We start from the raw sequence: 11,496 nt of genomic DNA, 5'->3' as shown, positions 1-11,496 counted from the left end.
ACAGTAACCGCGTATCGGGACAAAACCCGTACGCTAGCTAAGCCGTTTTGATGGGTTTAAGTTTCACGGGAAACTCGTAACAAAGCACTTTAGCCAACATTAAGTTTATCCCGTAACCCACTTTAATAATATTTCACAACATATTGATATGAATAGATTTATCATTTTTTTGCACGGAAATATCGGCCCAGGGATATTGGCGGCAGAGAAAATCCGAATTTCTGAGGCACGATCCGGCCGATTCCGCGCCGATGGCGGCACCGGCCGGTTAGGACAGTGTAAATAATTAATATCCATAGAGTTTTCGTGCGACTTTAAGATAAACTGCAGCCAGGCGAACCCAAACCGGAACCGAATACCTTGAAGCACGTTTCGCGGGAGTATGTTTATGCGCACACTGTATTACAGCCATCCGGATTTTCTGGCCCACGATACCGGGCTGGCCCATCCGGAATGTCCCGAGCGGTTGCGAGCCATCGCCGAAGCGCTCGCGGCGCCGAAATTCGCCGCACTGGCGCACGTGCAAGCGGCATTGCCGGACGACATTCAAGACAAAATCGCGTTGGTTCACGGTCGGGCCATGATCGCCAAACTGCTGGCCGATATTCCGGAACACGGCCTGGCCAACCTGGATGCCGACACAGTGGTTTCTCCCGGCTCGCGCCAGGCGGCGCTGCTGGCCGTCGCGGCGGTATGCGATGCAGTGGATAAGGTCTGCGGCGGCGCAGCCGACAACGCCTTCTGTGCGGTGCGCCCGCCCGGACACCATGCCATGCCCGACTATCCGATGGGTTTTTGTCTGTTCAACAACGTAGCGATAGCTGCCGAGTATGCGCGCAAGGGCTACGGCCTGGAGCGGATCGCGATCGTCGATTTCGACGTCCACCACGGCAACGGCACCCAGGCCGCGTTTTACGACCAGCCGCAAGTGCTCTACATATCCAGCCACCAATGGCCGCATTACCCCGGCAGCGGCCATCCTGCGGAACACGGCGCCGGCAATATTCTCAATCTGGCGCTGGCGACCGGCAGCGACGGCGAAGTAATTCGGGCAAAATATTGCGATACGGTATTTCCGGCCTTGCGCAAATTCGCACCGCAGTTGGTTTTGGTTTCGGCCGGATTCGACGCGCACAAAGACGACCCACTCGCCTCGTTGCGCTTGACGGAGGCGGATTACCATTGGCTGACCGCACAATTGCGAGCGATTGCCGAGGAGTATTGTCAAGGGCGCCTGATTTCGGTGCTGGAAGGCGGCTACAATTTGCGGGCGCTGGCAAACAGCGCCGCCGCGCATGTGGCGGCTTTGATGGGCTTGGTCAACGAGGGCGGTTGACCGCCCTCCTTCGATCCGTTGTTATTGCAGATTCGGCAGGGTGTAGACGTAATCGGCGTCCTTCATCGGCGCGTGGCAAGCGAAGCAAGGCGCTGATTGCTCCTTGTCGTACATTTTTAAAGTCTTGCCTTCCCAGATACCGAAGCCCCAACCGCCGGTCTCCGCGTATTTCTTGCTGTCTTTGACCATCGCTTCGGCGGCGGTGAATTCGCCGGGCACCGAGGCTTGTTCCCAATTCGGATGCTTGCGCTCGGCCCATTTGATCTTGGCGATGATGCTGCCATCCGGCCAAGGCTTGGTCTTGCCGGCCCGCGCGGCATTGATGGCAACGTCGTTGCCGACGATCGCCCGCATGCTGTTCTTTTCGTGGCGCAGCGACACGCCCAACAGCCGCCAATCCCGATATTCGCCGTGCTCCGGTTTCGCGGCCGGCACGGTTTCGGCGGCAACGCCGTTGGCAACCAAAATCAAAGCGGCGGCGAGCAGCCGGCCGCCGGAAATCGTTTTGTACATACACCCTCCGTTAATAGTCATATAAAACAGCGGCACGGATTGTAACGGCTCCATAGGGCGGCAACCAATACAAAACCGCTGAGCCCAGCCTGATATTTCACCAACGTGATTCCGGATTCGCTACGCGCTCAAGCGCTGCGGCAATGCCTGCCCCAGCGATCGGCTAATTCAAAGGCATCGTCGCTACCTGTCGCCCCCAATTGGCCCGCAGGAATGGTTTTGTTGGCTTATGCAACTTGCGCCATTCCTTAACGGCTGTTTAGAATGTGAAGTTTATCTCAAACTTCATAATCTCGACCATGCGCGATTTTTTCCTTTCCTCAAGCCCGGCGTTTTCGCAAGCCAATAAACGTCGGCTATGGGTGCTGGTCCTGCTGATTGCGCTGGCTGGCTGGCTGGTTTTTATTGGCGAATGTCGAACGCGGCGGTTTGAGCAGCGGTTTCGCCCATCCGTTTGCCGGCAACGATCATTTGGTCACGATGTTGGCGGTCGGCATCTGGGCCGCACAATTGCGCGGGCATGCGATTTGGATGCTGCCGGTCACATTCGTCGGCGTGATGAGCCTGGGCGGTCTGGCCGGAGCGCTCGGCTGCTACCTGCCGCAGATCGAAACTATTGTTCTGCTGTCATGCGCCGTATTCGGCGTATTGATCGTGCGCAACCTGCGTTTCAGCACCAATACCAACTTAGCGATCGTTGCATTGTTCGGTTTTTGCCACGGCTTTGCCCACGGCCAGGAGATTTCGGCCTCCGCCGGTTTGATTTCGTACGTGTGCGGTTTCGTATCGGCAACCTTGCTATTGCACGGCGTCGGGATCGTCTTCACCAAAGGCGTGATATTGGCGGTCGGCTGTTTTTTTTCGATGACGCTGGCGCAACAACCTGCAATCGGTGCGGTAAAGGTGAATATTCCGGACGCGCTGCTCGCCGTTTCCAAGCGGATGCAGACCGAAGCCGTGGAGCGGGTTCAAGCGCGGTTCAGGCAAACGCCCCCTGCCGACGCCGGATGCTTCCCGCCCCAAATCGAATCGGCGCCGCCGGCCGCGGTTGCTTACCGATTCAGACGGCTATTTCCTGAGATTAACCACTCGCCGGGTTTGAGCATGGCCAGTAACGGCGTCGGTCGCACCTCGCCACCGCGATTGCCTGCCATTACCGTATCGCCAGCCTCGTCCGCCATACCGCTCGCGCCCCAGCCCTCGACGGCATGGGCCCCCTGCTTCATCTCCCGCTTTCAGCCTTCCCGGCTTTCAGTGCGTTTGCACCAGTTTCTCCGCTGCCGCGCAACGGCAACTTCCGGCGATATCGCCAACGCTACCCGCCGCTAGTGGGTACTTTCCCGATTTTATTCAGCAATCAAGGCTCGCATACCCATGAAAATTCCAGTGCAACTCGCCAAAACCGTATTGGCGTTTACCATCGCTTCCGTCGTCGGACCGAGCGTTAAAGCAGACCCGCGCGCTACTACCGCGCCCGCTAAAGACAAAGCCCAGGATTCGGCGCAAACGTTGAGCGAAGTGGTCGTCGATTCCGAAACAGGCAAACCCAAGTTTCCCAACACCACCAAAGCCACGCCAAGTTTGACGGTAAACCGGGCGGACATCGAAACTAAAGTCAACGAAGTTACCATCGAGGATGCTTTGCGCTACCTTCCCGGCGTCAACGTCCGTCGTCGCTACCCGGGGGATGCGAACGCACCGATCGCGATGCGCGGTTCGAATATCACCCAGTCTGCCCATACCATGGTATTCGCGGACGGCATGCCGATTTACAACATGGTTAACGCCGGCCACACCGCCGCACCGCGCTGGTCGATGGTCGCGCCGAACGAAATCGAATCGGTCGACGTGCTGTTCGGGCCATTTTCCAGCCAGTACGACGGCCACTCGTTCGGCGGCGTGGTCAATTTCAACACCCGCATGCCGGATAAATTCGAAGCGGAAATGAGCGCCACCGGCATCTTTCAGGACATGCGCCGCGGCGGCCGCGATCAGGTATTGCAGGGGTTTCGTACCTTCGTTTCCGGCGGCGACCGTATCGATAAATTTCGGGTGTACCTCTCATACAACCACATGGAAAACCAAGGCCAACCGATGGACCCGATCGGCACATCAGTCGCCTCGCGCGGTTTACCGAGCAATCTGGCCGTCGGCGCCACAGCCATCCCGGTCACCGGGGCACAACTGATTCCGAGCCCGACCGGCGGCCGGAATTTTATTTTCGGCGACTCGGGCATCGATCGGGCCGAAACCGATTTGTTTAAACTGAAAACCTCTTACGACCTGACGGATGACTTGCAGGCCCGATTTACTATCGCCTACGAAGAGCGCAACAAATACAACAACGATCCGCTGGCCCTGTCCAAAAATCCTGCCAGCGGGCAAACCTTGTTTAGCAATAGCACCAATAACGCCGGGCGTTTTACCAATTACTATACGCAAGACGGCTACAACTTCACGGTGCCGTTGAATGGCTTCCGTTTGCAGGAACAGAACCGCCAAGCCTTGAATTACGGCTTGAGCCTCAAAGGCAAGATCAGCGAGCGTTGGCACATCGACACCACGGCCAGCTTTTACGACGCCTTTAAGGATACCAGCCTGCAATCCAGGGGCGCTCAACTGGACCCCAACGCCCTGGTCAACGGCCAACTGCCCGGACAAATTACCGATGTCAGTAACTGGTGGGCGACTTACGACCTGAAACTCGCCACCGACCAGTTATTCGGCCGCGACGATTTATCCTTTATGGGCGGCTACCAGTTGGTACACGGCAACAATAATAATCGGGTCTATGACAGCAGCGTTTACGCGAGCGGCATGCGCGGTAACGAAATCAGCGACTCGGGCGGGCAAACCCAGACCAACAGCTTGTTTTCGCAGCTCGAATGGCGTTTCCTGCCGGATTGGAGCGTAATGGCGGGCTTGCGCTATGATCATTTTCAGACGATAGGCGGCCATTTTTACAACTACAACCGTAGCGCTACCGACGCCAGGCGCATCCAGAACTACGAGGACCGCAGCCAGGACCGCATTTCGCCTAAAGCCGCGATCGAGTATTCGCCGGATAATTGGACTTTGCGTTATTCGTTCTCCAAAGCCTATCGTTTTCCGGTGGCTGAAGAATTATTTGCCAGCAAGAATACCGTCGCCGGAACCACATTCGCCGATCCTAACCTGGGGCCGGAAAATGGTTATTTTCATAACTTCATGGTTCAGTACGACCTGCATCAGGGCTTGGTCAGGGCCAACTTTTTTTACGACCAAATCAACGATGAAATATTTTCCTATAATCCGCTACTGGCCGGCGGCAACGGGCCGAACACCTATCTGGCGATCGGGCAAACCGAATCGATCGGTGTCGACTTGACGTATCAGCAATACGGTTTGTTCGGCCTGCCGCTGGATTTTGCAGCCAATACCATTTTCCTGAACAAGCAAATCGTCAAGAATCCTCAGGCGCCGGGGCTGGCCGGTAACGAGTGGCCGCGGACGCCTCGTTTGCAGGCCAATGTTCAAGCGACTTACCATATACTGCCGGAATGGGATGTCACGCCATCGGTCCGCTACCGTAGCGACATGTTCCACCAAATTACCAACGTCGATACGGAAGCCAACGTATTTAACGGCTCCGACGAATACACGCTGGTGGACTTCAAAACCAACTACAGGCTGCCGACATACCACAATCTGAAAAGCACAATGTCGGCCGGTATCGATAATATTCTGGACCAGGATGTCTACGAAAATAATCCGCTGGCGCAACGCACCTACTATGTCAGCTTATCCGTTAAGTACTAACCCCAACTGTTCACCCATGACGACAACCCACATTCTCGAAACCCGCAATTTGGTGGTGGAATACCAACAACACCGGGCGATCGACCAACTGAATTTAGCGGTACCCGCCGGCTGCGTTTACGCCTTGCTGGGCGGCAACGGTGCCGGCAAAACCACTACCATCAGCACCTTTTTGGGATTTAACCGTCCCAGCAGCGGCCAGGTCTTGATCGGCGGCCGCTCGCTGCAGGACCAACCGGAGCTGGTCAAGTCCGAGCTGGCCTATCTGCCGGAAAACGTGGCCTTGTACGACCTGCTCAGCGGCGCGGAAAACCTGCGGTTTTTCTGTGCGCTGGCCGGAATCGAATTGGGCCGGGAGCAGACCGGCCGCTTGTTGAGCGACAGCGGCTTGCAGGCGGATGCTCACGACAAGCGGGTCGGCCAGTATTCCAAAGGCATGCGGCAAAAAGTCGGTCTGGCGATCGCCAGCGCCAAGCACGCCAAAGCCATGTTGCTGGACGAACCCACCTCCGGCCTGGACCCGAGCGCGGCCAACGATTTTGCCCAACGCATCCGCGCCGCGGCGGACGGCGGCATGGCGGTATTGATGGCGACCCACGATTTGTTCAACGCCAAGCAAGTCGCGGACCGCATCGGCATCATGAAGCAAGGCCGGCTGGTCGAGGAGTTCGATGCCCACAGCGTGCAACACGACGAACTGGAAAGCAAATATCTGGCGCATGCCCGGGGGTTGGCATGATCGCCATTGTCATGCGCAAGGAACTGGCCACCACGTTGCGCGACGGCCGCTTGCTGGTGCTGGGCCTGTCGCTGTTTGTTTTGTTCGCCGGCTTTTTTCTGTTTTCCAGTTACCAGTTGCAGGCACAGCGCCTGGAAAAACAGCGCGTCGGCGCGACGGCCAAGGAACAGTGGAATTCGCAGAGCGTCAAGAATCCCCATGCCGCCGCGCACTACGGTATTTACGTGTTCAAGCCGGATTTGCCCAGCGCGGCGATAGATCCGGGCTTGACGCCGTTTACCGGCCAGTCGCTGTGGCTGGAGCCGCACAAACGTAACTTGACCCGTTTCAATCCGAGTGCCGACGACGTATTGGCCAATCGCTTCGGACAGGCCAGCAGCAGCTTCGTGCTTTATGCCTTGTTGCCGCTGTTGATCGTCGCGCTCAGTTTCAATTCGGTGTCGCAAGAGCGCGAACGCGGCACCTTGCGCATGTTGCATAGTTTAGGAGTGGCGCCGCGGGCGTTGTTGTTCGGCAAGTTGCTCGGGCTGCTGACGGCGTTCTGGCTGGTGATGTCGCCCGCCGTGTTACTGGCGGCGCTGACGCTGGCCGGCCAATTCGAGCTGGCGATCGACGACCTGCTGCGCTTGAGCCTGCTACTGGCCGGCCTGCTGGCGTATTACACGGTGTTCGCCGCCTTATCGATTGGCGCCTCCGCCTACTTTCGCACCAGCCGCAACACCTTGTTTTGCCTGCTGGGGTTCTGGATGGGCAGCGTGTTCGTCGCCCCACGGCTGGGCGCCGCGATCGGCGATGTGCTTGCGCCCAACCCCAGTGCCAGCCAATTTTGGGATGCGATCAAGACCGATATCGCCCAAGGTCTGCCCGGCGACGGCTCCAAGCAACAACGCGAAACGGCCTTCGAAGCCCAAGTGCTAGCCCAATACGGCGTTGCCAGCAAAGAGCAGCTACCGGTGGGTTTTGTCTCGCTGAATCGGCAATATAACGACGTTTACTCCAGCAAAGTCCACCAGTTGCATTTCGATCGCCTGCGCGCCAACTTCGCCACCCAACAGCAACTGGCGCATCTGGCCGGTTGGCTGGGGCCTAGTCTGGCGCTGCGTTCGTTGTCGATGGCCATAGCCGGCACCGATTTGGCGCACCAACGCGATTTCGAAGACGCCGCGGAGGAATATCGGCGTTATTTCATCGATTTGACCGAAGACTGGGACCGCGAACGCAGCCACGGCACCGAACGCTCCGCCAAAGGCGCGGAAACCGATTGGCGCAGCGTGCGAGACTTTGCTTACACCGTTCCCACGGTCGGATTTTCGCTAAAAGCCAGCCTGCTGCCGCTAGCGGTGCTCGGCGCCTGGTTGGGGGCGGCACTGTGGCTGTTGGCTCATTCAGCACGGAGGTTGGCGCCATGATGGCTATCGTCAAAGTAGAATGGATCAGAATCCGGCGCAATCCGCTGAACGCGGCGATATTGCTGATTTTTGCGGTCTTGATGGGGCTGAGTGCCGTCTGGTCCGGACTCAGGGCCAGCGAGATTCGCGCTGCCGCGGCGGCGCCGCAAATTGCGGCGTCGGCCGCCAATGCCGCGGAGATGCACGACGCGCCGAAGGCGGACGCGCATGACGGCGGCGATGGGGCCTATGCCGCCAGCAATGACCGGGCGCCACTGCAATTGCCGCTGCTGGGCGGTTTGGTGCTGAACGTCAGCCAAGCCGATTTGGTCGGCACGTCCATTAAAGTCTCCAGTCGCAGCCGCCATACCGACGGCCGCAACAGCGACCAATTATTCAATCCGTTGAGTTACGAATTCGGGTTGCTGGACTTTGCCAGCGTGTTCGCCCTGTTGACGCCGCTGGTCGTCATCGCTTTGAGCTACGGCTTGGTGCAGGAGGAACGCGAAAGCGGGGTCTGGCGCCTGGTCTGCACCCAAACCGCGCGGCCGTGGCAATTGGTGTTGTGCAGCCTGGGCTGGCGTTTGCTGTTGGTGGCACTGGTCGCCTGCGCCAGTTCGCTGCTGGCGTTTTTGCTGGATAGCGGCTCGGCGCTGTCGGCGCTGGCTTACTGGTGCTTGATCAGCCTGAGCTACGTGCTGTTCTGGTTCAGTCTGGCCGGCTTGTTCCTGTTGCTGCCGATTTCTTCGGGTGCGGCGGCGATAGGCTTGCTCGGCAGTTGGCTGATCTTGACCTTCGGCGTGCCGGCGGCGCTGCATTGGGCCGCCGACCAGACCCGACCCAAGCCGTCGCGCATGGCCGCCATTATCGAAATCCGCCGGTTGCAGGAACTCTCCAACCAGCAGCGGCAAAATTTGCTGGCGGACTGGTTCAAGGCCCATCCCGAGCTGCTGGGCGACACGCCGCTTGCCAAACTGCCGCGGGAAGTCGCCGGCTTGCCGGCCGCCCTGCAACTGGACAGCCAGATTCGCCCGCTGATGCTGCAATTCGAAACCCACCGCGCCGAGCAATTCGGATTCATGCAGCGCTGGTCCTGGACTTCGCCGGCCTTGGCCGTGGCGTTGATGGCGGATCGTTTATCCGGGCTGGACGCGCCCCGGCACGCCAGCTTCGTCGCCGCCGTCAACGATTTCGAAGACCGCTGGCGAGCGTACTTCGTGCCGTCCATCATGGCCCGCGCCGCCTGGAACGAAGCGCAGCAAGCGGCGTTGCCGCAATTCGATTTCGATCAGTCCTTCGACGTTGCCGAACTCAACGGCCTTATCGGCTTGCAGGCGCTCTCGGCGGCATCGATGCTGGCCGTTCTGCTCGCGCTACGGCGGCGCTTCTCGCAATTTTAGCGTTGGCGGCTCCGGTCCCGGTCGATACACAACACCGCGATCTTGCCGACCGGCAAGCGCGATGCGGCCGGACCGGCTGCACTTGGTAGCGAACGGCAGGGTCTTAGGGATAAAGCGCCTGCCGCGAACGCCGGCGGCGTGCTACCATTTTGCGAAATCCATCGCATCCCAATCCGACTTTCAGACAGGAATCGTCATGTCAGGCAACAAGCACTCGCTTCCCATCAACCTATTCTGGGGCCTCGTCGCTCTGGCCGCGGCCGGGGCCATCGCCGGTATTGCCTTGCAGCGCGGCGAAACCATCAGCAGCATGTGGCTGATCGTCGCCGCGGTCTGCGTTTACGCGCTCGGCTACCGCTTTTACAGCGCCTTCGTCGCCGCCAAAGTTCTGGTGCTTGATGCCAGCCGGGCCACGCCGGCCGAACGCTTCGACGATGGCCGCGACTTCATGCCCACTCACAAATGGGTGGTGTTCGGCCACCATTTCGCTGCCATCGCCGGTCCCGGCCCGTTGATCGGGCCGACGCTGGCCGCGCAGTTCGGCTATCTGCCGGGCACCTTGTGGATCCTGATCGGCGCGGTGCTGGGCGGCTGCGTGCAGGACTTCGTGACCCTGTTTTTCTCGGTCAGGCGCGACGGCCGCTCGCTGGGGCAGATGGCCAAGGACGAATTGGGCAACATTGGCGGCGGCGCCGCGATGCTGGGCGTGATGACGATTATGGTGATCCTGATCGCGGTACTGGGCCTGGTCGTGGTCAATGCGATGAAACACAGCCCCTGGGCGACCGCCACCGTCGCCGCGACGATACCGATCGCGATGTTGATGGGCATGTATCTGAACCATTTGCGGCCGGGGCGGGTGCTGGAAGCGACGCTGATTGGCGTGTCCTTACTGGTATTTGCCGTGGTCGGCGGCGGCTGGATCGACGAAAATCCCGCCATCCGCGGCTGGTTCGATTACGACGCGCCGGAACTGGCGTTGATGGTGATCGGTTACGGCTTCGCCGCCGCGGTGTTGCCGGTCTGGCTGCTGCTGGCGCCGCGCGACTACCTGTCAACCTTCATGAAACTGGGCACGATTGCCGCGCTGGCCGTGGCGATTCTGATCTTGCGACCCGAGCTGAAAATGCCGGCCTTGACCCAGTTTATCGACGGCAGCGGCCCGATCTTCGGCGGCAAATTGTTTCCGTTCGTGTTCATCACCATCGCCTGCGGCGCGATATCCGGTTTTCATGCGCTGATTTCGTCGGGCACCACGCCCAAGTTGCTGGCTAACGAAACCGACGCCCGTTTTATCGGCTACGGCGCGATGATGATGGAATCCTTTGTCGCGATCATGGCGATGATCGCGGCGTCGGTGTTGGAGCCGGGAGTTTATTTCGCCATCAACAGCCCGGCCGGCGTGGTCGGCAAGGAAGCGGCGGAAGCGGTGGCGAAAATCAGCAGTTGGGGCTTTCCGGTGGCCGTCGAGCAAATGCAGCAACTGGCGCAGACCATGGGCGAATCGACCTTGTTCGCCCGCACCGGCGGCGCGCCGTCGCTGGCGGTCGGCATGGCCAGTTTGTTCGCCCAAGTGTTCGGCCAACATCTGCTGGCCGCCTGGTACCATTTCGCGATCATGTTCGAAGCCTTGTTCATCCTGACCACGCTGGACGCCGGCACCCGCGTCGCCCGCTTCATGCTGCAGGACATCCTCGGCAACTTCAATATCGGCCGCGGCAGCAGCGGCGGTTACGCCAGCATCTTACTGACCAGCGCCGCCGTGGTCGGCGCCTGGGGCTATTTCCTGTATATGGGGGCGATCGATCCGTTAGGCGGCATCAACAGCCTGTGGCCCCTGTTCGGCATCGCCAACCAAATGCTGGCGGCGATAGCGCTGTGCGTGGCGACGACGATTCTGGTCAAATCCGGCAAGCTGAAGTACGCCTGGGTGACCGCCCTGCCGCTGTCCTGGCTGATTATCGTCACCAGCAGCGCGGCCTGGCAGAAATTGTTCGCCGAGGATTTACGCATCGGTTTTCTGGCGCACGCCGCCGATTTGTCGGCGAAAATCGCCAGCGGTTCGCTGCCGGCCGCGCAACTGAAAAGCGCGCCGCAATTGATTTTCAACGACTACCTGAACGCCGGCCTGACCTGCCTGTTCATGCTGATCACCTGGCTGCTGCTGGCCGACATGCTGCGCGTGATCTACCGGGTGACCAGCGGCCAGCCCTACCCGCAATCCAGCGAATCGCCGCATATACCGAGCCGGTTGGTGGAGAATTGGGTTAGGGATTAGCAAAGCGCGGCGAACTTTAGACTAACCATTCCAAAATTTCACGA

At 59.3% G+C, this 11,496-nt stretch carries 8 protein-coding genes; 7 read left to right on the top strand and 1 reads right to left on the bottom strand.

Annotated features, from left to right (window positions below):
- The first annotated feature begins 388 nt into the window (after positions 1-388).
- Positions 389-1,336, top strand: a complete 948-nt coding sequence (locus NP603_RS03250; protein ID WP_256609492.1) for a histone deacetylase family protein — start codon at positions 389-391, stop codon at positions 1,334-1,336.
- Between the two features lie 21 nt (positions 1,337-1,357).
- On the opposite strand, the gene NP603_RS03245 is transcribed toward NP603_RS03250, so the two are convergent.
- Entirely contained in the window at positions 1,358-1,849 is a 492-nt protein-coding gene (locus NP603_RS03245; protein ID WP_256609491.1) for a cytochrome P460 family protein, read from the bottom strand.
- Between the two features lie 378 nt (positions 1,850-2,227).
- On the opposite strand from NP603_RS03245, the gene NP603_RS03240 reads away from it, so the two are divergent.
- The 6 genes from NP603_RS03240 to NP603_RS03215 all read left to right on the top strand — a co-directional run bounded on the left by NP603_RS03240 (position 2,228) and on the right by NP603_RS03215 (position 11,452).
- Positions 2,228-3,178 (top strand): HupE/UreJ family protein, encoded by a 951-nt coding sequence (locus NP603_RS03240; RefSeq protein WP_256609490.1) that lies wholly within the window; start codon positions 2,228-2,230, stop codon positions 3,176-3,178.
- A 45-nt stretch (positions 3,179-3,223) separates the two neighbouring features.
- Complete coding sequence (locus tag NP603_RS03235; protein WP_256609489.1) at positions 3,224-5,647, top strand: TonB-dependent receptor; 2,424 nt, start codon at positions 3,224-3,226, stop codon at positions 5,645-5,647.
- Positions 5,648-5,663: 16 nt separating this feature from the next.
- Positions 5,664-6,386 (top strand): ABC transporter ATP-binding protein, encoded by a 723-nt coding sequence (locus NP603_RS03230; protein WP_256609488.1) that lies wholly within the window; start codon positions 5,664-5,666, stop codon positions 6,384-6,386.
- Positions 6,383-7,795, top strand: coding sequence for a DUF3526 domain-containing protein (locus tag NP603_RS03225; RefSeq protein WP_256609487.1), 1,413 nt, complete (start codon positions 6,383-6,385; stop codon positions 7,793-7,795). The genes NP603_RS03230 and NP603_RS03225 overlap by 4 nt, the downstream gene beginning before the upstream one ends.
- Positions 7,792-9,174, top strand: coding sequence for a DUF3526 domain-containing protein (locus NP603_RS03220; protein ID WP_256609486.1), 1,383 nt, complete (start codon positions 7,792-7,794; stop codon positions 9,172-9,174). The genes NP603_RS03225 and NP603_RS03220 overlap by 4 nt, the downstream gene beginning before the upstream one ends.
- A 196-nt stretch (positions 9,175-9,370) precedes the next feature.
- On the top strand, positions 9,371-11,452 hold the full coding sequence (locus NP603_RS03215; protein WP_256609485.1) for a carbon starvation CstA family protein: 2,082 nt from the start codon (positions 9,371-9,373) through the stop codon (positions 11,450-11,452).
- Positions 11,453-11,496: the final 44 nt, after the last annotated feature.

This window comes from Methylomonas aurea, from assembly GCF_024505045.1.
Classification (GTDB): Bacteria; Pseudomonadota; Gammaproteobacteria; order Methylococcales; family Methylomonadaceae; genus Methylomonas; species Methylomonas aurea.
Note: the sequence above shows the minus strand (reverse complement) of the source record. Positions and strands in the feature narration are given on the sequence as shown.